Raw genomic sequence first — 22011 nt, 5'->3', positions numbered from 1 at the left:
CTTCCCCGGTGAAGCGACCATTTCGGTCCGACAGCCGCCGCCCCGAGCGGCAGTCACCGCGACGCGTCGATCAGGTCGGCGGCCAGATGGGCGGCGGCGAGCGCCTCAGGGTTGCCGGTTCGCTCGAACGAATCGACGGCCGTGTCCGCGAACTTGATGACGTGCTCGTCGCGGTGGTCGGCGGCCCGTTCCAGCAGGACAGCGGCGGGGTTGTCGGCGACCGGGAGCGCGGCATGGGGGTTGCCGGGCGCGCCGGCGTAGGTGATGGTGATGGCGGCCGTGGCAACCCAGGCGGCGGCCAGGCTCACCCGCCACAGCTCGGCCGGAAGCACGGGCAAGCAGGCCAGCACCGCGTTGGGTGCGGTCGCGGTGTGCACCAGCAGCACGGGAGCGTGGGGGCCGATCCGCAGATACCGCACGGTCGCGGCGTCGACGAGCGCGGCCAGGGCGGCGGGTACGTCGCCGGTGCCATCCGGCGCGGGCAGAGCGGCAAGTGCTGAGGGCCACTGCGGCATCCGGGTGAGCCGGGCCAGCCGTTGGGCTATCAGCCCGGCGCGGTCGGGCAGTTCGGGCAGCGCGTCGAGGGCGGCGGCCGGTCCGGGCGCGGGGGCGCCGGAGGTGTCACCAGGCAGCGGACGCCACCTCGCCGCCCAGAACGCGAGGCCGTTGGCCAGTTCGTCGAGGGCCGGTCCACCGGCGCCGGTGCGCAGGGTGCGGACCGCGTGCCCGACGCGGATGACGCCGTGTGTCGAGCCCGCCGCGATGCCCGGGAGCAGCCGCGACCACCACGTGGCGAGCGTGTCCTGCCACGGACGGCATCGAAGCTCGGCGCGGAAGAACGCCGTCCAGTCGGCGATCCTGCGCGCGTCACCGAGCGCCTCGCGCCAGTGGGCCGCGGAGATCCGCTCGGAGGGCGTGGGGAGGTCGGTCAGCCGTGGCACGTAGTCGTCGAGCCAGCGCTCCATGTCCACATCGAGACCACGTCGTGCCATCACCTCGGCCGCCATCGGCCCGTGGTTGGTCAGGCCGTGGTTGCCCTCCTCGTCACCGCCGAACTCCGGCCCGAGGTGATGCAGCCGCTCGTAAGCCGCCAGCAGGTTCCCGGTTGTCGCTGTCATGGTGAAGAAGATGACAGCCGACCGCTCCGCCGCCCAACGATTCGCCCCCAGACTAATCTTGAGGGGTGATTGAGCTGGAATTCGCCCCGGCCGACTATCTACGGATCCATTTCGCGTTCTCCCCGATTGCCGAGCTGGTGACGAGCCTGCGGACGTTCTCCCTCGGCCGCCGCAACGGCCTGCACGGACCGTGGTTCCGGTACGTGGACTCCCGCCTCGGCGGCGTGGACATGGAACTGCTGACCGCGCTGGTGCGCCCGATCGGGTACGTGCCGGACTTCCTGCTCCCGGACCCGCAGGGCCGCACCGGCAGCCTGGCCGCCGGCCTCGAGCAGATCGCCCGCACCGACTTCGCCGTCGTCTCCGCGGAGCTGGCGCACTTGGCCGGACACCGCACCGCACAGCAGGGACCTGGTCGCCAGGGCCGGGCCGCGCTGATGCGCGAGCTGCTGGCCGATCCCTCACGTGCCGTCAAGCGGATCACCACCGAGTTCGCCGCCTACTGGCAGGTCGCGCTCGCACCGCACTGGCCCCGCATCCATGCGGTCCTGCAAGCCGACCTCGCGCACCGGCTGGAGGAACTCGCCTCCGCCGGGGCCGCCCGGCTCTTCGCCACGCTGCACCCCTCCGTGGCTCTCCGTGGCGAGCGGCTCACGATCGTCAAGTACTACGACGGCCGCGCCCCGTTGCGCGGACGTGGGCTGCTGCTCGTGCCCTGCGTGTTCGCGTGGCCGGACGTGCTGGTGCGCACCGCCGACCCTCAGCCTCGCCTCACCTACTCGTCGCGCGGACTCGGCCGGATGTGGGAATCGGCGCCGGACATGAAGTCCGTGCCGCTGGCCGCCGTCGTCGGCAGAACCAGGGCAGCGATCCTCGCCGCTCTGGAGCTCCCCATGTCCACCACCCAGCTTGCGACGCAGCTGGCCCTCTCCGCACCCACGCTCAACGCACACCTCAAAGCGCTTCAGGCCGCGTCCATACTCACCACCCGGCGCGATGGCCGGTCCGTGCTCTACCGGCGCACCTGCCTCGGCGACCAACTCGTACACACCCAGGCCCCCGACATCCCGTAGTAGCACCACGCCCACTCCAATCCGCCACCAGAACTCCGGGCCCTTGCGACTCTGGGCGGCCGGGTTCTCAAACACCTACTCAGGGACAGCGGCAGGAACCATGCCGCGTAGCGATCGGCCAGCCGGACGACCGGAGCGGACTCCGCCCCGGCCTCGCGGGCCAGCCGCACGATCCCCGCGTAGGTGCTGTCCTGCGCGGTGGCGGAGGCCCGCAGGTCGAAGGCGCCGCCGGCATTGACCGCGCCACTGCGCACCGCGCGACCCGCCGTGCGCTCCACGGCCTGGGGTTCCCCGGTGAGTACCGACTCGTCGAGTACGGCGGTTGAGCCGACCACACGGCCGTCAACGGGAACCACCTCTCCGGGGCCGACGACGAGCACATCACCGACGGCGACCTCGGCCAGCGGCACCGTGCGCACATCGCTGCCGATACGGCGGCGGGCGGAGCGCGGCGCGTGCTCCAGGAGCGCCCGCAGATCGTGGGAGGCCCGCGGCTGTGCCGCCGCCTCCAATGTGCGCCCGGTGGCGAGCATCAGCGCGATCAAGGCCCCGGCCAGGTACTCACCTACGACCAGCGTTCCGCCGAGAGCGAGTACGGCGATCAGGTCCACCCCGGCACGGTGCTGCCGCAGCGCGCTCACCACCCATGCCGAGGCGGGCCCGACGGCCGCTACCGTCCCCAGGCCCCAGCACAGGTCGGCGGTACCGCGGGTACCGCCGAGCCAGGTGGTCCCGCCGGCTGCCAGGGCGGCGGCCGTCACGGCCAGAAGAACCTGCTCAAGGCGCGAGCGCGGGACCGCTGAGAACACACGACGGGTGAACTCGACGGAAGTGAAGCGGAGGAAGTGGTCCATGGCATTCCTCGGTCCGACGCCGACCCTGGGCCCTGCTGGTTGTTCAGCACACTGCCACGGTTGATGTCAGCAACGAGGGACGAATCCCCCGACAGCGGAGCCACCCATACGTATGGCCGGATCGTACGGCGCCCAACGGGGCACCGAGGCTTCATGGCACGCCCATTCGGCCAACGGGACACGAAGCGAAGGCCGCAAGCGGCTGACGGGCGACGTCGTGAGCAACGCCCCCGAGAGATAGGGGGCGATGTAGGTGATGACGGCAGTCAGCGAGAGCAGGACCGCGCAGACCGCAGCGACGAGTGCGGCGCCGATGAGCGTCGCCCGCCAGCCCAGGGACCGTGCCGCCCAGCGAGGCCAGGGGCGCGCCGAGAGCGATGCCGACGGTGTTCGCACCGAAGACGATGCTCGGCGCGCGCCTTTCGTGTTCTAGGCCGGCGACACCGAGGGCGACCGCCGGGGCGAGCGACATCAGCAGTCCGGGCGCGCCCCCGGATATGAACCGGCCGGCCAGGGCCGGGAGCAGGTCGGAGGCGAAGAAGACAATGCGTTGCCCGTTACATGGACGCGGGGCAGCACCACATCAACATGTTCGGCCGCTCCTCCTTCCAGCTTCCCGACCTGCCCGGCGGCCTGCGGCCCCTACGCGAAGGATGCCGACGACGAGGAGTGACAGGGGCGCACCCGTCAGTGCTGGGCGGTGGGGGTGTCGGGGTCGGTTACGGTCCAGCTGATTCCGTGTGGGGCGAGGGAGGTGAGGAAGCTGGTCGGGTCGTACGCCTGTGCCGGGGCGAGCACGCCTGGTTCGGCGCCGTCCGCGACCAGTCGGCGAGCGGCTTCGGCAGCGATCACGGCGGTGCTGCCGTAGGTGTCGCGACCCTGCACAACGCCGCGCGCACGTCGGCCATCACGACCGACGGCATCAATGAGGTAGGTGAACCGTTGGGTGCGGCGGTTCTCGTCGGTCGGCCCTTCGGGAAGACTGTCGATGATCTCCGGGGTGATCGGGGTGCCCAACCGGGCGCCGACTGCGGCATCGATGAGGCTCTCGACATGCCGGACCGGGACGTGGCGCGGGATGGTGACCACCTCGGACAAGGGGCATTTCACCACTTCGGTCGGATGCTCGGCGCCGGGAAGAGTGACGGAGGTGTGCCGGGCGGGGATGCCGGTACGCCAGTCACCGTCGTCGTAGCCGAGGCCGCCGTTCTTGAGTGCGTCGATCGTGTCGAGAGCCGAGCGCAGGGAACCCCGGGACAATCCGGCACTGCCGACGACGAAGTGGCTGACGGTGATCTCCTCGACCGGTTGGACGCGCTCGGCGAGCAGGTGGGCGATCAGGTCCCCGGGGACGCACCCATCGTTCGTGGCGGGGACGACGGTGACCCCGGCGCGCTCAGCCTCGTCGGCGAAGGTGTCGAAAACCGCTTTGATGTAGAACTGTTCACCAGCAGTGTCGACGTAGTGGCAGCCGGCGGCGATGGCCGCTCGGACCACGGCGGGACCGGCGCTCGTGAAGGGGCCGGCGCAGTTGATGACCGCGTCGCATCCACGGAAGGCCGCCACGAGGGCGTCGTGGTCGTCGGTGTCGGCTACCCGCTGCTCGGCGTCGACCATCCCCGAGGTCACCGCGGCCTCACGAAGGCGCGTGGCGTTGCGGCCGACGAGCCGCATGTCGATTGCGCGATGGGCCAGTTCCGCGATGACGAGTTTTCCCTGGTAGCCGCTTGCGCCGTAGATGGCGATCTGCACGTGGATCTCCTGGTTCGAGGATGAGTGCTGTCGTGCAAGATGGCTGACCAACTCACCGACGATCTCACCGTATGGCGACGTTGCGAGACGCCCTATGCGTGAACGTCGCCAGACCATGCGCGATCGTCTTCCTCAGGACGACGGCGGTAGGTTGATAGTGTGGATGTTCTCTCTGATGCAGTCGCGGCCATGCGCACCGGCCAACCGCACTCCGGCCGGGTCCACCGGCCGGCGCCATTTGGAACGCGCCATCCGTCCGTCGCGGCGGCCGGATTCCACATCGTCTTGCAGGGATCGTGCTGGCTGTTCCCACCGGACGGCGCACCGATCGCTCTGAGCGTGGGGGATGTAGCGTTCCTGCCCCACGGCGCCGCCCACGGCCTCGCCGACAGCCTGTCGACCCCGCTGGTGGATGCATCCACCTCCCTGGCCGAGATTCCACCCGGCCAGGACGACCGCCAGAACGACGACGGGGTGGGGGCATCGACCGGCCGACACCCGACACCCGGGCCGACCGCTGCGACGGTCATGCTCTGCGGTGCTTACCTGCTGGACCGGTCCCGGGCACATCCGCTACTCGCAGACCTCCCGGAGGTCATCCACCTTCCGGCCCGGGTCGGACACCGACCAGAGCTACGCGCCGCCGTCGACCTGCTCGGCGGTGAACTGGAGCAGCCACGGCCGGGCAGCGACGCCATGCTGCCCGCCCTGCTGGACGTGCTGCTGCTGCACATTCTGCGCGCTTGGTTCGACGAACAATCCGCCCGCGGCGCCGCTACCGGCTGGGCAGCAGCGCTGCGCGATCCCGCCGTCGCCGCCGGGCTGCGCGTCATCCACGGCGACCCGGCCCGACCGTGGACCGTCGCGGAACTGGCTTCCCAAGCCGGGGTCTCCCGCGCGGCCTTCGCCCGGCGATTCGCCGCACTGGTCGGCCAACCACCGCAGACTTATCTGACCTGGTGGCGGATGACGCTGGCAGCCCGGCTACTACGAGACAGCGACGCGCCACTGGCCACAGTGGCACGAAAGGTGGGCTACACCTCGGAGTTCGCCTTCGCCCACGCGTTCAAACGAGAATACGGTTCAGCCCCCGGAGGATTCCGCCGTTCCACGCCCGGCGAACAATACTGAGCCGCACGCATGTCACCGACCCGCTCATGTCGGCTCGTCCACGCGACCGGCCGGAGCGGTCCAACTGCCTGCCCCGGCACGGTCTCTGTCAGACCTGCCTGGGAGGCTTCAGGCATGGAGGTGACAGTGCAGCTGACGATCGACTGCTCCGATCCGCAGAGAATGGTGGCGTTCTGGGCCCAGGCCCTGGGCTATGTGCCCGAGCCCGCGCCGGACGGGCACGCCACGTGGCGCGCCTACTGGGAGGCGATGGGGGTGCCCGCGGAAGAGCTACCGACCGGGGCCGGCGACATTCCGGAGTCGATCGTCGATCCGGCGGGGCGCGGACCACGCGTGTGGTTCCAGCAGGTTCCGGAGTCCAAGACCGCCAAGAACCGGTGGCACTTCGACCTGAAGGTGGGTGGCGGCCGTGACATCCCGCTGGACGTCCGCGCGCAGCGGGTCAGGGCCGCGGTGGACCGGCTGGTCGAGGCCGGTGCCACCATACTGAGGGTCACGGACGAGCCGGAGAGGGGCCTCTACGCCGCCGCAATGCAGGACCCCGAGGGCAACGAGTTCGACGTCGTCTGAGGGCCGTTGCGGTGATGCTGGTCGCAGCCACTCGTCCACGGCTGCGACCAGCACCATCGCCTGGTATCGACCGCGAGCTTGCCGTAGCGCGTGGCGACAGCGCGGCTTCTCCTGAGGCGGTTGCTGCCGCATTCGACCGCATGGCGTTCGCGGTGGTCGGTCGGGGCGAAGCACGGCGGTCGGCCGCCGCAGAGGCGAGCTTCTGGCGGTTGCGTGCCTGGTCAGCCTTGTCCGGGATGGTGCAGCGGATCCCGCGGCGGCGCAGGTCGATGCGGTTCTTGCGGAGGCGTACGCCTTGTCGGTCCGCGCGATCGGGGTGGACGCGTGGCCGGCCCTCCCGATGCGGGGCACGCGGACCCCCTGGTGGTGCCTTGTCACTCAGGTGGGACTCGTGTGGGCTGACGGCTGGCTCGTCCACTGCGGTATCACCGATGTATGCGGCTCCACAGGGGGCGGGCTGACTGCTGAACGACAGCAGTCAGCGAGGAGTTGTGGCCCAAGGCTGCCGAGCGTTTCGCCCGGGGCGAGGTGAGTTCGGAGATCACCGAGGACCTACGGGTCAGCGTCCGCTCAGTGCACCGGTGACGGACAAACGCGGGAAAAGGGCCATCCACGGGCTCTGCGGTCGCAGGGGCCGGCGTCACTCCCCAGGCTGAGCCACTGACCGCCTGCTTCCGCCAGGCCGCCCCCCCGTATGCAACACGCCGCCCACTCATCGCCGCCGACCGACACCCACGACCTCCGGCCAGTAGACGCGGTCACCGACGAGCTCTGTGGATCGGCTGCACCTTCGCGCCTGACGCCCTTCTGTACCTCCTGCCGAAGCACACGTAACCCAGCCTGAAACCCGCCGCCGCGTGCTCTGGCAATCCCCTGCCGGGGTGACCTGACCCCGTTCGAATGATCCCTGCGCCAGGCTTCGGCCTCCCGTCAGGCCGAAGCCCCATATCAGAACACCTGTTCACCAAATACCCGTTACAAACTCCTTGCCGGGGCTGTTTCTAGAGCACATGTACCCCTCGTCCATCCATATGGAGGATGCCTTGCCGTCTGCCTCTTCTCATGCGTCCGAGCGTTCCGGAATCGAACGGCTCCCTGGTGACCGGGGCCCTTTGGGGCGGCGTCGCGTTGACCTTCCCGGAAGCCCCGCGGGCACGGGGGTGTGGTCAGCATGAGGAAGCAGTCGCAGGGGAAGCGCGTGAGCAGCGGTGGACCTCGCCGCGGTACGAGTCCGTCCGCGAAGGTGATCAGGCACGACCGCGCCGCACGCGGGAAGACTGGTCTCACGGAGGCGTCAGCAGACACACCGACAGTGCCTCGGCAGGCCGAAGGCGGCGCTGCGGGGGGACAGGAGGCCGCCGAGCCGGAGATGCGGTACGTGGACCTGACCGGTAGCCGGGAGGCGGCCGGCCGCTCGATCCGGCTGATCGACATGGCCCGACGCCTGCCCCGGCTGGTGCGCCGGTCGCTGATGTTGGCCTGGCGGGTGGACCGGCCCGCTACCGCGGGGCTTCTGGCCTGCCAGATCGTCTCGGGCATCATGCAGGCGATGGGCCTGCTCGCCATCAGCGGCACGCTGACCGCTCTGCTGGCCAGCGGGAACGTCTTCCACCGGCTGCTGCAGGCTTGGCCGTCGGTCGCACTGCTGGCGGGCGCCGCCGCAGCGCGTGCGGTGATGGGCATCACGGTCAACTGGCTCTCCTCGCGCCTGGGGCCGCTGATGACGCGCGAGGCCGAGCAGATGCTCCTCGACGGATGCACCGAGGTGGAGCTGGCCGCCTACGATGAGCCGGACTTCAACCGCGACCGGGAGGCGGCCGACCGCGGCGCGCAGGTCACCGGGGACCTGATCAACGAAGGCCAGGACCTGATCGCCTCTTCCGCCAGCTTTCTCGCCGGTGCCGTGGTACTTGCCGGTGTCCACCCGATCCTGCTGCCGCTGCTGGTGGTCGCGAGCCTCCCGCAGGCCGTCTCCCAGGTCAGCGCCGCGCGTGTGCGCTACCTGGCCAACCTGCGCAGTAACGGTGACAACCGCATGCTCGCGGTGCTGCGCTGGCACATCTATACGCGCGACGCGGCCGACCAGATCCGCGCCGGCACCATGGCGTCCTTCCTCTCCGAGAGGTACCGGCGCACCGTCGCCCGGATCAACCGCGAGGACCGGGTCGCCGCCGATCAGGGAGCCCGCTTCTCCCTGATCGGCGCGATGTGCGCAGGGGTGGGCTCGACGATCGTGTGGGCAGCGGTGGTCTGGCTGCTGGCGACCGGTCAGATCAGCGTCGGCCGCGCGGGCGCGGCAGTCTTCGCACTTCAGACGGCCGGACAGGCCGTGCGCGGCCTGGTGTCGGTCGGCTCCCGGGCCGTGCGCACAGGCCTGTACATGGACGACTGGACCCGCTTCCTGGAGAGGGCGGGTGGGTTCCGTATGCGCCGCGGTACCCACCGCCCCGGGCCGCCGGAGACGATCGAGATCGCATCCCTCTCCCATCGCTACGCGGGTAAAGACAAGGACGCGCTGTCCGAGGTCTCCCTCACGCTGAAGCGCGGTGAAGTGACCGCGCTGGTGGGCTTCAACGGTTCCGGCAAGACGACGCTCTCACGGCTCGCCAGCGGACTGTACCTCCCCAGCAACGGACAAGTCCTGTGGGACGGCGTCCCCACGCAGGAGGCCGATCCGCAAGCGCTGTGGAAGCAGGTGGCCCTGGTGCCGCAGGATTATGCGCGCTGGCCGTTGACGGTGCGGGAGAACGTCACCCTCGGGCAGCCATCGCCGCGTGGGGACGCAGCTGTGCATGAAGCCTGCGAGGCCGCCGGTGCCGACGAAGTCGTCACCCAGCTCGGCTCCGGGCTGGACACTCTTCTCGCCCGGGAGTGGCTCAACGGGGAGGAGCTGAGCGGCGGACAGTGGCAACGTATCGCTCTGGCCCGGGCTTTCATGCGAGATGCGGGCCTGCTGGTCCTCGACGAGCCGACTGCCAACCTCGATCCCCGAGCCGAATACCGGATCTTCCAGCGGCTGCGCGGTCTCGCACAGGACCGGGTGGTGCTGCTGGTGACCCACCGCATCACCAACCTGGCCGTCGCCGACCGGATCGTCGTCCTCGATGAAGGACGGGTTGTCCAGGACGGCTCCTACCACGAGCTCGCCGAGCAGCCGGGCCTTTTCCAGGAGCTGCTGTCCTACCAGGTCACCGCGGAGACAGCCCGCAGCGACCGCGAGCAGCCCGGAGCACGTCAATGACCCCTACCCGCACGTGGGCCCGCGCCGCGCAACAGCTTCCGCGACCTGTCCCCTTCGTAACTGACTTCGTGAATTACGAGGTACTGACGTGCAGCCCACGCATTCTCTGATCTCCTCCACCGACGGCTCCAGCCACGTCTCCGTCAGCCAGGCGCCGGCCGCAGCGCCGCAGGGCCGCAGGGCCGCAGGGCTGCGGGAGACCGTGCTGAACGTCGTCGGGGGTATCTCTACCTGGAGGACAGGGGCGCGGGTGCTGCTCGGACTGCGCCACCCCGGCTCGGCATACGCCGCGTCCCATGCATCACTTCCTGGCGGGCCACTGCGAGCGCGAGAGCGCCAAGTCCTGCCCCGAACTCCCGGGCCAGCTGGACCAGGAGACTGCCGGTCCCGCCCGCGGCGGCATGGACCACACGCTCTCACCGGGTCTGATACGCGCGACCGACCGAAGCAGATGCCACGCCGTCAGCCCTGCAGGGGAAGTGCCAGCGCTTCGCCCGCCCCCCGGCGGCAACGCGGCCAGGTGGCGGTCGGCGACAACCGTCTTGGCGACGTAACCGGCCTGCGGGACGTAGCCGAGGACTCGTTGGCCGGCTGCGGTCCTGCCGACGACTTCCATGCCGGGAGTACGGGGCAGTGGGCCTTGGGGGGGCGTACGGACCGTCGGTGAACTCGCCCGCGATCTGCTTGATGTCGCCGAAATTGACACCCGCGGCCTCCACCTGGACCACACTCTCGCCCGGCCCCGCCAACGGATCCGGTACATCGGCCTCCTCCAGGGCCCCGGGGCCACCGAACCTCCCGAAGCGCATGGCACGCATGAATTCCCTTCCTCGAGATCCTGTTTCCAGCCCGTCCGAAAAGCTGTACCGCAACGCTGGCCAACGGCCGGATATGTGCGGGGTGCGGTCACCGGGCGCGAGCACTTCAGTGAAGATCCGACTGCATCTCCGTCAGTCGATGCCTTCGACGATGCGGAAGTCGCGCTCGACGCCGTCGGAGAGGGCGACCAGCGCCTCCTGGTAGGCAGCACTCTCGCGCGCCGCGACGGCCTGCTCGAAGCTGTCGAACTCGACCAGGACGGTGCGCTCGGCGATTCCGGCGTCATACGCCACGACCCGACCGCCACGGACGAAGGTCCGGCCGCCCCAGGGCTGGACGGCCTGGCGGGCCAGCTTGTTGTAAGCAGCCAGCTTCTCAGGGTCTGAAATGGTGCGGTAGACGCTGACCCAGTAGCCCTTGGGCATGGAACCTCCAGTGTGGGGATGAGTGCATCTGACCATGATCAGTGTGCGGAGATCGGCTCGGTGCCGGGCTCAAGGGGCAGACGGAGCACCCTGACGGCGAACGAAATGGCGTGGTACCAACCGCAGACCAGGACCAGTTCGAGTGCGGCATCTTCATCGGCGACAGCGACCAGGTTCGCCCAGGTGTCGTCGGACAGGTCAAAGGTCGCATGGAGCTCGTCGACCGCTTCGAGCACGGCACGATCGGTGGTGTGCCAGCAGTCGTCCGTCGGCCTTCCATCCGCGAGGGACGCGAGCTGCGCCGCGTCGAGTCCCGCCTTCTCGGCGAAGCCCGCGACGTGCACGGCCCACTCGTAGTCGGCGCCACACAGCGCGGTGGTCCGGTCGATGACCAGCTCGCGCTGGCGCAGAGTGAGAGCGGAGCGCCGAGAGAGGTAGTGGCTTCCCCAGCCCGCGATGGAGCGGGCGAGCTCGGGCCGCCGGGCCCACACCCGGAACAGCTGGATGGGTGAATGCCCCAGGAGCTCAAGGGCCTCGCTGGCACCCTCGCCATAGGGCGGCGAGAGCGGTTCGATGCGCGGCTGCTTCGATTTCAGAGGCATAGCGGGACGTTAGCATTGGCGCTTTGGAAAGGAAAGCAGATGACACGACCAACGCCGCTCCCAGGCCGCCGAGTTCGCGGCTCGCACACGGGGCGCCCGATCATGGCGCTCCTGGACCTCTTGGGTCGACGCTGGGCGCTGCGGGTCCTATGGGAGCTACGGGACGGCTCATCTCCGACCTTCCGCCAGCTCCAGCAACGATGCGGCGGCGTCTCATCAAGCGTCCTGGCAGACAGGCTTCGTGAGCTTGGACAGGCCGACCTCGTCGAGAACACCGGCGAGGGGTACCTGCTCACTGAACAGGGCAGGACCCTTCAAGAATCTCTCGCCCCGCTCGATGATTGGGCCTCCGGTTGGCGGCCCAAGGCGGCGGACTGACGGCCGTGACGGCGGGACGGGCACAGTCTCTCCAGTGGTCGGTCACAGAGTGTCGCGTCTCCATGTGCGTCGGGACCGTCCCCGCCCTGCTGCCCAGGCTCCCCACACCGCCTATTTGCGCGAGCTCTTACGGGTTGGTCTCGGACGAGCGTCGGCGGGCGAGAGCGAGGCTCGTCGGCATCGCTCCCGTCATGCGGTGTGGCTGGGCGCAGCAGCGCTGTTCATCGGCGTCTTGCCAGTGCTCCCCACCTATCGCAGCAGTGCCGAGCCAGGCTCCCCCGGCAGACGCGGCGATGACAGGCCTTCACCCGGTTACCCAGGGCCGACGCGGCCTGACCGTAAGTCAGCGGGTACTGTGCCCACATGGCGATACCGGGGGCCCAGCCGCAGCAGCCGCACTCACAGCGGCCCACCTCCGCCGCGATGCCCGCGTACCAGGTCAACCCGTACGCGCAGCCTCAGACTCCGCCGCCTGGCCAGCCCGGCCCGCCGGGAGGGCCGGGGCGCGGCGGGGGTCCGCGCTGGCTGTGGGCACTGGGCGGTGTGATGGTCGCCTCGGTCACCTGGGCCGCGACGCTGATGGCCACCGGCGCGCTGGACAAAGGTGCCACCGACTCGGCCGCTGCCGACGCGGCCGCGCCCGCCTCGGCCACCCCCGTCTACAAGGGCTACCGTTTCCACCACGACATGTGTGAGACGGCCGAGCTGGCGGCGTTCGAGCGGAAGTACGAGATCCAATCGCCCACCCTGGACGACCCCGACGGCTACTCCTCACGGCAGAAGGGGCTCGATGTCAGTTCCTGCCACCGCACGCTGCTCAAGCGCGGCGAGAAGTCGACGACGCCCGTGACAACATCGGTGACCACCACCGTGACGTGGCACAAGAAGGCCGACCCCGCAGGAGAGTTCGCCTCCCAGCAGCGGACGTGGAAGGACCAGGGAGCCGGCAGCAGTGCCTACCAGGTCTCCCCCGTCTCAGGTTTCGGTGACGAGGCGTACCTGGTCGAGGCGAAGGGCGGCGACCGGGTCATGCTGGAGGTGCGCGCGGGGTGGATGACGTACGAGATGAGCTGGAGTTGGTGGGGCGCCGGCCTGGGCAAGGAGAAGAAACCCCCGTCCAAGTCCACCGTCATCGGCTGGCTCAAGGAAGACACCCGCGCGGCGCTGAAGGCACTGAAGAAGCCGGATTCCAAGGAGGCTCCCGGACGCGACCCGAGCACATGACGGCTGTCGCTCTCGGCAGTGGCGCTGCTGTCCGCCGGTCCACGGTTCCGCTCGATCCACCCCGCTCGGAAGCGCACCAGTTCCGGCACCTCGAACGGGGCCGGATGGCCCGCGCCCCGTCTCTCGCCAACTCGCTGGCGGATGGGTGCCGGAATTGGCCGCGTCTGCTCACCATGCCAACGATCGCGTTCCCGGGCTCCGCCCCGGACGGCCGCGACGGCGCGACAGGTTCCTAGGCACACAGGCACCGTAGAAGAACGTGTCGTGGGGGGTGTCCAGGGCCAGGGCCGTCGCCGGGGTGCGAGCGGCGCTGTTGTTCAACCGGGCAACGGTCTCCTGCTGCTTGGTGGCGAGCAGGGTGGCGATGTCCAGTGGGCCCAAGCCGAAGCTGCTGGGCAGCAGTACGACGACCCCAGGCCGACAGCGTGCCGTGCGGGCGCGGCACTTATTTGATGCCAGCTCCGATTCCCGGATGCTCCGGCCCCCCTCGCGGCGTGCGGCAGCCATCAGGACTGGCAGGCGCTCGGCCACCTGGGCTGCGCACGTCATCCGGGAGACCGGCCATGGCAGCCGGGGCCATCGCCTCCTTGGGACCGGACCGGTGGCCCGTATACCGCCAAAGTTTGCCCCACTTCAAACCAGCACTGGACGACGCCAGGTCAGGCCGTTCATAGGCTGAGGAACAGGGAGGGGGCACAGATGACCGATGACCACGCCTATCGCGAGGCACAGCGCGCAGTGGCGCGCATTCAGCGCCTGTCGGACGAGTGCTGGCACGCACTGGACGCGTCCAGCCAGTCCATGGACGACGACGCCTGGGTCGGGCCGGTTGCCCGAGGCTTCCATGAGGCCGTACGTGCCGATGTGGGCGAGCTGCAGGCCCAACTGGCAGAAGCGGTACGGGAAGCCAACGCGAAGCTCCAGTCCATGCCGAGGACGTCATGAGTTACCCGGTGGGCAATCCCAACTTCTCCGGCGTCCAGCAGCCGGCCTTCGACCATCTGGTGAGCAGGCATGGGCGGGCCGCGTTCGTGCTCGAACAGCTCGCCGGGGACCTGTGGTGGGAGCTGCAAAGGCTGAATGTCGACACCTCTCCCGCGATGCGGCTGCGCACGCTCGCACAGCGGGTCCGCAGCCAGGCCACGGAGCTGCAAACGCGCCAGAGCCGGGTCCATGCGATGCAACGGCAGCGCAGCGGTGCCAAGCTCTGCACTCCTGGGAGCATCTACTGGGAGCTGCCCGAAACCGCCGTCCCCACGCCGCAACCGGGCCACCCGCCTCCCACCGATCCGGCGAAGCTGTCCATTGAGCTGTGGGACGCCAATCTGCTGCCCCGTGCGGGCCGGAAGCGCTCCGACGGCACACCGTTCTCCCCGGAGGAAGACGCGGTGCTGAGCTGGATGGCCGCGCACCGGGAATCCATCATCGCGGAAGCTCGGAAGTGGAACATCTCCCCGCAGGCGATCGCCGCCGCGATCGCGTGGGAGGCGATGGAGAATGTGAAGGGTATCCCCGCCAACCAGATCGCCGGCTCGGGGATCGGCAGCATCGTGAAGAAGGCGTCCTTCGGGCCTGGCAAGGTGCATGTCGGCGCGCCCCTCGTCAACCAGGTCGAGGAACGGGGATATCTCCCACGCAGAACCGTTCGGGAACGGGAGTCGCTGCTCACCAGCGATGAGGGATCGATCCAGTACATCGCCGGAATCATGGGGGCGTTTTCCAAGGTCACTGAGGACAGGGGGAAAGGGCACTACAACATCCGCTACGACGTGCCGATGCTCACCCAGCTGTATCAGGGACGCGACCTGGCACAGTGGGAAGCGGATCTGGACGAGAGAGCCAGGGAAGGCCGGTTGGGGGAGAAACTCGTTCCCGGCAACTCGATGCCGCAATGGGCGATGCGCAACCAGGAATTCCTCAACGCCGCCGTGCCGCTGCGCCCCTGGAAGACAGAGCCCACCCCTCCCCAGCCCATCCCACCTGCCGTCCCCCAACCGAGCCCCGGACTCAGCCCCACGCCCCGAAGCGCGCCGTAGGCCCCCCGCCACAACGGACTCCGGTACATGGCGTGGCGGCCGAGCCGCCCGCCGTTGCGTCGGTGCATGGGCTGGTCGGCGAGGACGACCGCGGGTGGCATCCTCATCCGCGGCCGATCGCCGCGCCGTTCCGGGCGCGAAGGGCGAGTTGCTGCCCGGTCTCGGACACCCGCGCATCCTTGAGGATCCCCCGCGAGCGGGGCACCGGCACCGACCGGATATCCGTCTGGCAGGAGGGCGCACGGCGTCCCCTGCGGGAGGGGGGCGGCCCTCAGGCCAGCAGCAGGGCCATGTCCCAGTCGGTCGTGGTGCGGCCGTCCGCGTAGGCGTCGAGGGCCAGGGCCGTGCCCGCGGCGCCTTCCAGGAACGCGGGGACATCGGTGCCCTGCGGGGCGCTCGTGAGGGTGGCTCGGAACCCGAAGCGGTATTCGGGACGGAACTCGGCGAGGGTTCGGGCCGCCATGCCGTCGACGAGGTCGGACAGACGCTTGTCGCCGATGGGCTCGTTCAGGACGGCGAGCAGGTGCATCATCCCGCCCCACCCGTGGCACAGGTTGGAGTTGTCGATGCTCCAACTGTCCGGATCGGTGGCCAGCAGCGGCAGCAGGGAGCGGTGGGCCAGTTCGAGCCACTCGGCACGGCCGAGTGCGAGCCCCGCGAGCTGTACCGCGCGGGAGATCCCCGGGGCGCCGTAGCACCAGGACGGTCGCTGGCGCGGCGGGGGGATGTCCGGACCGGCCACCCAGCGTTCGAGGGTCAGGTGCGGGGGCCACAGCAGTCCGCCCTCGCTCTCGTACGTCCACTGCTGGAGGAGGCGGACCAGTCGCTCGATGGCCTCGCGCTGCCCGTCGACGACCGCGCCCTGCTGCCAGGCCAGCGAGAGCAGGGCGAGCGGCCCCGCCACCCCGTGCGAGAGCCCGAGGTTCAGATGCCCGTCGGGCATCTCGACCTCCTGCCCCAGCTTGGGCGCTGCCCACGTCCACCAGCGGGGCACCTGATGGCCCCGGTGGGTGATCTCGCCGTGCGCCATGCGCGTCAGATACGTGAGGACGAGCCGCAGCTCCTCCTCGCACTGCTCCCGGCGCGCCAGCAGGTAGCGGCCGACGCCGCTCATGCCGCGGACCACCTCGAACTCACCGTTGGTCGTCGTCGGGGTGTCACGGACCTCGGGAAGCGCACGGTGGACCAGGCGGCGCTGATGCTCGTCGAGCCGGCCGAGGGCGGAGCGGTAGCCACCGGTGGCGCGGTGGGCGACGAGGACGGCGAAGGCCACGGCGCCCGCGCCGGTGTAGATGCCGCCCGGGGCGTGGGCGGTGGCGGCCGTGGCCCGCATCGCCCGCACGAGGTAGGCGTGCGCTCGGGCGGCGTCTTCGGGCCCAGGGGTGCCGCGGCCGGTGAACGCCAGGGACACTCCCGGATGGCCGCTGGAGAGGGCCAGGTCCTGCCAGAGGGGCTCGCGCAGGCTGATGTGCGAGGCGTCGCCCGGAATGCGGGTGTCGGCAGCGGTGGCGTCCGGATCGGCGAGCCGGTCGAAGACCTGCCGGGCGACGTCCCGGGCCTGGTCCGCGTGACGCGGGGCGGTCATCCGGTCTCCTTCCCGTCCCTGGCGTGGGCCAGGCGACCCTGGTGGTCACGGGCGACACCGCGCAGCACGGCGTAGCCGGTGTCCTCGCCGGTCCTGTCGATGCCGAGCAGACGGTTGTGCTGCATGTGCAGCAGCGCCATGACGGCTTCGGCGTGCTGTTCGGTACCGGGCGCCCGTCCTCCGTCGGACAGCAGCAGCGCACCGTACTTCCCGGTCTCGGGTGTGGTGCTCCACAGGGCCGCGAGGGGGGTGCCCAATACGGGGGCCGCGCTCTGTGCGGTACGCCCGGGCACGATCAGCGCTGTGGCCTGCTGCTGGTACTTCCGGTAGGCCGCGTGGGCGGGCCCCTTGGGCAGAGCGCGGCTGATCCAGGCCGACCAGTCCCAGTCGCCGAGCGATTCCAGCAGCAGCGCGTGGTTGACAGCGGCGAGCACGGGCGCCGGCACGGCCAGAGCGCCCCGCGCCCGCATTCCGAGCTGGGCCAGTGCCGACTGGCTGTCCACGCAGAACATGCGCTCCGCGTGGGCGAGGGCGTCGGGCCCGCCGTAGCGGTCGGTTTCGGGCCGGTAGGTGTCCAGGACCATGCCCCGGATCAGCCCTGTCTCCTGCCAGTGCCGGCTCACCGCCGCGAGCCGGGGCAGCGTCGTGGTCCGCAGGGTTTCGGCCTCGCCGTGCAGGCGGAGACGGATGTGGGGCTCGGGGTCGCGGTACCGGATGTAGTGCCAGCTGTGCAGGTCGTCTCCGACCTCGCGCACGAGCGTGGGCAGGGCGTGCAGCAACTCGTCGTGCGTGTCCTGGGTCGCGTAGAACTTGGCGTAGAGCCATTCCTCACCCGGCAGGTGCGCAGCGGTGTGGTCCGTGGGCCGGGGCGCGGTCACCGGGCGGCGCGGCCTGCGGGCGGATTCTCGTTGCCGGTCTTGTGCGGCCTCTTGGCGCCGGCCTTGTGCGGCTTCTTGGTGCCGGCCTTGCGCGGTTTCTTCGTACTGAACCTGTGTGGTGGCGGACCGGGCGAGCGGAATGACGACTTCGGTGCTGTGTCCGCCGGACCAGCCCAGTCCGCGTCCGCCGTCCGTGAGATCCTCCATGATCACCAGGGAGCCGCCGCCGCGGACTTCCTGGCGGAACACCTCCCGGCGCCAGGGGTCGGTGAGGTCCACCCGGTACATTCGGTCCCACCTGGCGAGGTTCACCTCGTCCGGTACGCGGTAGCGCTCCCGCCAGGCCTCGACCGCCTCCTCCCACCCGGATGTGCCGTCCGCCGCCGCGCGCAGGTGCCGGTCGGGCAGCCAGCGCCGGGGGAAGATCGTGACGCGGCCGTACGTGATACGGGGGAGGTAGGGCAGCCCCTCCAGCCCGCACCAGTTCCAGCCCGTCCACGTCCTGGCTCTGCCGGCGACGAGTTCCACCAGCAGCCGGGCGACCGGCGGCGCCTCCCGGTCGAGGGCCAGCATGTGCGGCACGACGGGCAGGACCTCGCGTCCGTCGTCCGGCAGAATGAGCCGCAGTCCCAAAGGCCCCGGCGTGACGAGGAGTCGGCGCCAGTCCAGTGTGCCGGGCGCGTCGCGGTCGGCGTACACGCCCACCGGTATCGAGTGCGGCAACAGGCGCGGAACCTGGGCCATGTTGAGCCCGCGCACCGTGTGCGGCCGGTACACCACCTGTGCCGGCACTGTCTCCGCATCGCCGAGGCCTTCAAGGAGCGACGCCAGTTCGCCTTCCATCCCGACGAGTTCGGCGAATCGTCCGACGGTCGCCCCGGCCACCCAGGAACCCGGGTAGGCCGGGGACAGGAGCCGGAAGTCACCCCGGTCGACGGCCTGTTCGCTCTCGGCCAGCAGATGGAAGCACAGCTCCAGCGACTTGGGCGCGGGGACCGCCGCTTCGCCCGTCCGGCCGGCGGCCAGCCGGTCGACGAGGCCGGGGGTGAGCCTGACCTCGTCGTCACCGCTCAGCAGTGCCTCCTGCACCAGGTCGTGGGTGAGGAGACGGCGTTCCTTGGGCAGCTGCTCAGGTTCCTGGGGGGCCGTGGGCTCTCCGTCGGGGCGCTCGCCGTAGCCGGGCGGGAAACCGATGCCCCGGTGCCGGTCGACGAGTTGCCCCATCGGGACCACACCGCCGGTGCCGTACGCCTCCAGGAACCGGTCCAGGTACGTACGCATGTGGGCGTGGGTCTGCCAGGCCCCGGACAGCTCCCACATGGCGGAGGCATAGCGGGCGGCCTCATCGGTCACCACCCGCGAGATCCGCAGGTCGGCGTCCATGCGCAGGTCGACGTGGATGGGCGGTCTGGCAGCGGTGCCTTCCGGGTCGGTCAGCCGCATCAGCCTGCGCCACTCCGCGTGGCCCTCGCCGGGCTTCGTCGTGGCGTAGGCGTCCAACGCCGCGCGTACGTCGTCGAGTTGAGCCGCAGCCTCCGGCACCGGGGCGATTGCCGCCGCGATGCGGTCGTACAGTGCGTCGTCCAGGGCCTGTGGGGTGATGGAGGTCAGCAGGAAGCCGTGCCGCACAAGTTCGAACAGCGCGGCGTCCACCTGGCCGCGGGTGAGGCTGGGGAAGGAAGCCGACGCTTGTTCCATGAGCACGGAGTAGCCGACCGGCTGCGCCGTCCGCTCGCGCACCCAGGCCACCAGGGCCGTGTTGCGCACGGAGGCCTCGCTGCCGTTGCGCGGGACGATCAGCCGCCCGCCCCGTGTTCGGCTCAGGTCGCTCAGTACGACATCGACGCCGCACCGGACCTCGGGCAGTTCGAGCCATTCGGTGACGCGCCGGGTCAGCCAGGCGGCGTCCAGCCGTACCTTCTTCCGGCCCGGTCCGGACACTCTCACCCGAGTGGTGTCCGCCGCCCGGGCGGGTGCGACACCGGCGAAGAGTCCGAAGGGCGTCGGTCTGGTCTCGGCCCGCAATGCGTACCGGGAGAGGGCGAGCGCCGTACGGCGCAGCCCCTTGGCCCCGAGGCCGGCCCCCGAGTCGAGCCGGTCGAGGCAGTCGGCGAGACTGCCGCTGGCGACCTGCAACGCCTCGCGGAACAGCGGGTCGGCGGCGGCTTCGCGCACCTGCGCAGCCGAATCGCCGAGGGCACGGCCACCCGGGCCGGTCCGGGAAATCGCCGTCATGCGTACGAACAGGCAGTCCTGCGGTGTGTAGTGATCATCCCGCACGTGTTCTGGCCCCCTCGATCCCGGGAACTGGCGCGACCCGCGCGGGGCGGGGGTGTCGACCCCGGCCCCGCGCGGGCGCGATGGGACGCTTACCAGCAGCAGAGGTTGCAGGGCGACCCGTACGTGCTGGGCGAGGTGTAGCCACCGGACGCGAACGCGGGGCCCTCACCTTCGGTCTCCGAGATCTGGATGTCGAGATCCAGCTCGGCGAGGTCGGTGGTGGTGTCTTCCAGCAGAAGGTTGGTGCTCATGAGACTCCTCCCGTTCAGTGGCTCGCCGATGTCGGCTGGACGTCGGCGAAATGCGGTGGTCCTGTTCGAACCAGACCGGAGCATATGCATGGCCGATGCCGAACACCGCCTGTGCGGCGGCAAGTTGACCGGAATTGGTGTTCGCTCACACAGGGAAGGGAAGCACTTCGCACGGCTCCACTCCTTGTGTGATGACCGGGCGTGCTGGCGTGACACATGTGCCTCGCGCGTCTCTGACCAACGGTGAATTCGCGCCATGATCGCCCAAGGCTCGGAAGCGCGCCGACGGTGCCCCCTGTCCCGGTGACGGTCATCGACGACACGGCCGCAACCGGAGCGTGAGCCCCGGTACCGAACCGCCGAGGAGGCATTCGTCCGATGCGGCCGCCAACCGCGGTGCATCGCCGAACCGCCCCCGCACTCAGCCGCCGCTGCGCTCAGCCAGGCTGCGCCGGGCGCATGTCCGTCCAGTGGCGCTCGATGTGGGCGAGGCAGATGGCGCGGTCGGACTCGGGTTGGGCCACGGCCCTGCCGGCCGGTACGTCGGCCCAGGCGGGCCACAAGGAGTGCTGTTCTCGTCGTACACGACCACCAGATAGCGGGCGTCTTCGTCCTCGAACGGGTTGGTGATCGCTGATCGTCTCCTTCGCTCAGGCGGCATGGGTTGGCAAGGGAGGGGCCCATTGCTCGAGAAGGTCTTTCGGGGCGCGGCCGATCTCCGACAGCGGGCCCGGGCGCGTCATGTGCTGATGTGCGCACGCGATCGGGTGGACGGTCACGGTAGCCGTCACGTAGGGGTGCCAGTGGGCAGCCGTAGGCGGGGGTGGTGTGCCGTTCTCGGTCGCCGCGAACAAGGTGATGTCCCCGTCGAAGGAGCGGCGTTCGAGACCGCTCGCCAGTCGGCTGTTGCTGCGGTAGACGGCGGTGCTCCCCCAGATCAGCCAGGGCGCTGTCGCCGCGGCGCAGAAACTCCGCGGCCTCCGCTTTGGTGGGTACGCCCTCGGCGCGTAGTGCGCCGGTGTCATAGTCGGCGGGCCCCAGGAGGACCAGGAGGAAGGGGCTCTCCTCCAGTTCGCCCTCCTCGGGCGCCTGGGCGCCGGGCGGTGCCGGGCCGAGGAGGTCCACCAGGCCGACCTCCTCGCCCTGTTCGCGGAGGCGGACAGCGGCGGCGTGGCCACCAGGCCACCGGGCGACCAGCCGATCAGGTGGTAGGGACCGGAAGGCCGGACCTGGCGGATCTGCTCGATGTAGTCGTCGGCCATCTCGGCGAGGCTTTGCGCCACCGGCTCCTCTTCGCCGAACAACGGGAGACGGCTGCCCCGGCTGCGCAGCGGCAGCAGGACGTCATAGAGCGCTTCGTGCCGGCCCCGAGCCTGGGGGAGACCTTCCTCGACCTGACCGACCGGGACACGCCAGAGCCGGTCACGAGAGGGAACGCACCCTGAGCAGCAGCGTCATCGAGCGCGCTTCCCGAAGTGACCCGTCTGTCCTACTGCACCAGTTCCACTACGAGCAGCTCACCTTCTGCCGCAAACGCAGAAGCCGGACCCGCAGTCGTGCGCTTCGTCCTCTTCCCGCTCGTGTTCATGTCCGGTACGTACATGCCCGTCCACAACGAGATCATGGAGAATGTCACCGGCGTGCCGCCGGTACGGCCGTTCGTCCAAGCCCTGCTGCAGGCAGCCGTCCCGGACGGCTGCTTCGCCTGGCGGCACCTTTTGGTACTGGTGATCTGGGGCGTCCTCGGAGCGACGGTCGCGGTCCGACGCTTCCGCTGGGACCCCCGGCCCGAAC

17 protein-coding genes and 3 pseudogenes are annotated in these 22011 nt (G+C 70.1%); 10 read left to right on the top strand and 10 right to left on the bottom strand.

Annotated features, from left to right (window positions below):
• Positions 1 to 53: 53 nt before the first annotated feature.
• Positions 54 to 1118, bottom strand: coding sequence for a questin oxidase family protein (locus tag JW613_RS21580; protein WP_209212496.1), 1065 nt, complete (start codon positions 1116 to 1118; stop codon positions 54 to 56).
• 65 nt (positions 1119 to 1183) lie between these two features.
• Here JW613_RS21580 and JW613_RS21575 point away from each other — a divergent pair, with 65 nt between their 5' ends.
• Positions 1184 to 2191 carry an ArsR/SmtB family transcription factor gene (locus JW613_RS21575; protein WP_209212495.1) on the top strand — a complete coding sequence of 336 codons (1008 nt, stop codon included), beginning with the start codon at positions 1184 to 1186 and terminating at the stop codon, positions 2189 to 2191.
• Between the two features lie 77 nt (positions 2192 to 2268).
• On the opposite strand, the pseudogene JW613_RS21570 reads toward JW613_RS21575, so the two are convergent.
• Positions 2269 to 3045: pseudogene (locus JW613_RS21570) on the bottom strand (P-type ATPase actuator domain-containing protein); the annotation flags it as partial.
• A 687-nt stretch (positions 3046 to 3732) separates the two neighbouring features.
• Positions 3733 to 4797 carry a saccharopine dehydrogenase family protein gene (locus JW613_RS21565; protein ID WP_209212493.1) on the bottom strand — a complete coding sequence of 355 codons (1065 nt, stop codon included), beginning with the start codon at positions 4795 to 4797 and terminating at the stop codon, positions 3733 to 3735.
• A 159-nt stretch (positions 4798 to 4956) separates the two neighbouring features.
• Here JW613_RS21565 and JW613_RS21560 point away from each other — a divergent pair, with 159 nt between their 5' ends.
• The 4 genes and pseudogenes from JW613_RS21560 to JW613_RS21550 all read left to right on the top strand — a co-directional run bounded on the left by JW613_RS21560 (position 4957) and on the right by JW613_RS21550 (position 9739).
• The gene (locus JW613_RS21560; protein ID WP_209212492.1) at positions 4957 to 5928 is read left to right on the top strand and encodes an AraC family transcriptional regulator; all 972 of its coding nucleotides are present in this window, start codon (positions 4957 to 4959) and stop codon (positions 5926 to 5928) included.
• 114 nt (positions 5929 to 6042) lie between these two features.
• On the top strand, positions 6043 to 6498 hold the full coding sequence (locus tag JW613_RS21555) for a VOC family protein (protein ID WP_209212491.1): 456 nt from the start codon (positions 6043 to 6045) through the stop codon (positions 6496 to 6498).
• A 424-nt stretch (positions 6499 to 6922) separates the two neighbouring features.
• A pseudogene (locus JW613_RS37040) lies at positions 6923 to 7156 on the top strand (hypothetical protein); the annotation flags it as partial.
• A 711-nt stretch (positions 7157 to 7867) separates the two neighbouring features.
• Positions 7868 to 9739, top strand: coding sequence for an ABC transporter ATP-binding protein (locus tag JW613_RS21550; protein WP_209212586.1), 1872 nt, complete (start codon positions 7868 to 7870; stop codon positions 9737 to 9739).
• A 950-nt stretch (positions 9740 to 10689) separates the two neighbouring features.
• On the opposite strand, the gene JW613_RS21545 is transcribed toward JW613_RS21550, so the two are convergent.
• Together JW613_RS21545 and JW613_RS21540 are read right to left on the bottom strand one after the other, a co-directional pair.
• The gene (locus tag JW613_RS21545) at positions 10690 to 10983 is read right to left on the bottom strand and encodes a DUF1330 domain-containing protein (protein ID WP_209212490.1); all 294 of its coding nucleotides are present in this window, start codon (positions 10981 to 10983) and stop codon (positions 10690 to 10692) included.
• 38 nt (positions 10984 to 11021) lie between these two features.
• The gene (locus JW613_RS21540; RefSeq protein WP_209212489.1) at positions 11022 to 11585 is read right to left on the bottom strand and encodes a carboxymuconolactone decarboxylase family protein; all 564 of its coding nucleotides are present in this window, start codon (positions 11583 to 11585) and stop codon (positions 11022 to 11024) included.
• Here JW613_RS21540 and JW613_RS21535 point away from each other — a divergent pair.
• The 5 genes and pseudogenes from JW613_RS21535 to JW613_RS37035 form a co-directional block, all read left to right on the top strand.
• On the top strand, positions 11496 to 11963 hold the full coding sequence (locus tag JW613_RS21535; RefSeq protein WP_307865983.1) for a winged helix-turn-helix transcriptional regulator: 468 nt from the start codon (positions 11496 to 11498) through the stop codon (positions 11961 to 11963). The genes JW613_RS21540 and JW613_RS21535 overlap by 90 nt on opposite strands.
• Before the next feature lie 363 nt (positions 11964 to 12326).
• Positions 12327 to 13187 carry a hypothetical protein gene (locus JW613_RS21530; RefSeq protein WP_245226068.1) on the top strand — a complete coding sequence of 287 codons (861 nt, stop codon included), beginning with the start codon at positions 12327 to 12329 and terminating at the stop codon, positions 13185 to 13187.
• A 699-nt stretch (positions 13188 to 13886) separates the two neighbouring features.
• Positions 13887 to 14132 (top strand): hypothetical protein, encoded by a 246-nt coding sequence (locus JW613_RS21525; RefSeq protein ID WP_209212487.1) that lies wholly within the window; start codon positions 13887 to 13889, stop codon positions 14130 to 14132.
• Positions 14129 to 15223: a hypothetical protein gene (locus JW613_RS21520; RefSeq protein ID WP_209212486.1), complete on the top strand. Its 1095-nt coding sequence runs from the start codon at positions 14129 to 14131 to the stop codon at positions 15221 to 15223. The genes JW613_RS21525 and JW613_RS21520 overlap by 4 nt, the downstream gene beginning before the upstream one ends.
• Before the next feature lie 71 nt (positions 15224 to 15294).
• Positions 15295 to 15419, top strand: a pseudogene (locus tag JW613_RS37035) (alpha/beta hydrolase); the annotation flags it as partial.
• Between the two features lie 75 nt (positions 15420 to 15494).
• On the opposite strand, the gene JW613_RS21515 reads toward JW613_RS37035, so the two are convergent.
• The 5 genes from JW613_RS21515 to JW613_RS36445 form a co-directional block, all read right to left on the bottom strand.
• On the bottom strand, positions 15495 to 16808 hold the full coding sequence (locus JW613_RS21515; protein WP_209212485.1) for a lanthionine synthetase C family protein: 1314 nt from the start codon (positions 16806 to 16808) through the stop codon (positions 15495 to 15497).
• On the bottom strand, positions 16805 to 19921 hold the full coding sequence (locus JW613_RS21510; protein WP_245226067.1) for a lantibiotic dehydratase: 3117 nt from the start codon (positions 19919 to 19921) through the stop codon (positions 16805 to 16807). The genes JW613_RS21515 and JW613_RS21510 overlap by 4 nt, the downstream gene beginning before the upstream one ends.
• A 134-nt stretch (positions 19922 to 20055) precedes the next feature.
• Positions 20056 to 20217: a class II lantibiotic LanA gene (locus JW613_RS21505; RefSeq protein ID WP_099886165.1), complete on the bottom strand. Its 162-nt coding sequence runs from the start codon at positions 20215 to 20217 to the stop codon at positions 20056 to 20058.
• Between the two features lie 437 nt (positions 20218 to 20654).
• A complete protein-coding gene (locus JW613_RS36845; protein WP_504739760.1) occupies positions 20655 to 20741 on the bottom strand; it encodes an MbtH family NRPS accessory protein in 87 nt (28 codons plus the stop codon).
• Between the two features lie 126 nt (positions 20742 to 20867).
• Positions 20868 to 21521: a thioesterase domain-containing protein gene (locus JW613_RS36445; protein ID WP_280635206.1), complete on the bottom strand. Its 654-nt coding sequence runs from the start codon at positions 21519 to 21521 to the stop codon at positions 20868 to 20870.
• Between the last annotated feature and the right edge of the window lie 490 nt (positions 21522 to 22011).

The sequence above is a fragment of the Streptomyces smyrnaeus genome, from assembly GCF_017676345.1.
In the GTDB taxonomy this organism is placed as follows: domain Bacteria; phylum Actinomycetota; class Actinomycetes; order Streptomycetales; family Streptomycetaceae; genus Streptomyces; species Streptomyces smyrnaeus.
Note: the sequence above shows the minus strand (reverse complement) of the source record. Positions and strands in the feature narration are given on the sequence as shown.

Bases quoted from the DNA above. Each gene is read 5' to 3' on its own strand.
- JW613_RS21580 (WP_209212496.1), bottom strand. From the start codon at position 1,118: ATGACAGCGACAACCGGGAACCTGCTGGCGGCTTACGAGCGGCTGCAT.
- JW613_RS21555 (WP_209212491.1), top strand. From the start codon at position 6,043: ATGGAGGTGACAGTGCAGCTGACGATCGACTGCTCCGATCCGCAGAGA.
- JW613_RS21550 (WP_209212586.1), top strand. From the start codon at position 7,868: ATGCGGTACGTGGACCTGACCGGTAGCCGGGAGGCGGCCGGCCGCTCG.
- JW613_RS21545 (WP_209212490.1), bottom strand. From the start codon at position 10,983: ATGCCCAAGGGCTACTGGGTCAGCGTCTACCGCACCATTTCAGACCCT.
- JW613_RS21535 (WP_307865983.1), top strand. From the start codon at position 11,496: ATGCCCCAGGAGCTCAAGGGCCTCGCTGGCACCCTCGCCATAGGGCGG.
- JW613_RS21540 (WP_209212489.1), bottom strand. From the start codon at position 11,585: ATGCCTCTGAAATCGAAGCAGCCGCGCATCGAACCGCTCTCGCCGCCC.
- JW613_RS21530 (WP_245226068.1), top strand. From the start codon at position 12,327: ATGGCGATACCGGGGGCCCAGCCGCAGCAGCCGCACTCACAGCGGCCC.
- JW613_RS21525 (WP_209212487.1), top strand. From the start codon at position 13,887: ATGACCGATGACCACGCCTATCGCGAGGCACAGCGCGCAGTGGCGCGC.
- JW613_RS21520 (WP_209212486.1), top strand. From the start codon at position 14,129: ATGAGTTACCCGGTGGGCAATCCCAACTTCTCCGGCGTCCAGCAGCCG.
- JW613_RS21515 (WP_209212485.1), bottom strand. From the start codon at position 16,808: ATGACCGCCCCGCGTCACGCGGACCAGGCCCGGGACGTCGCCCGGCAG.
- JW613_RS21510 (WP_245226067.1), bottom strand. From the start codon at position 19,921: ATGACGGCGATTTCCCGGACCGGCCCGGGTGGCCGTGCCCTCGGCGAT.
- JW613_RS21505 (WP_099886165.1), bottom strand. From the start codon at position 20,217: ATGAGCACCAACCTTCTGCTGGAAGACACCACCACCGACCTCGCCGAG.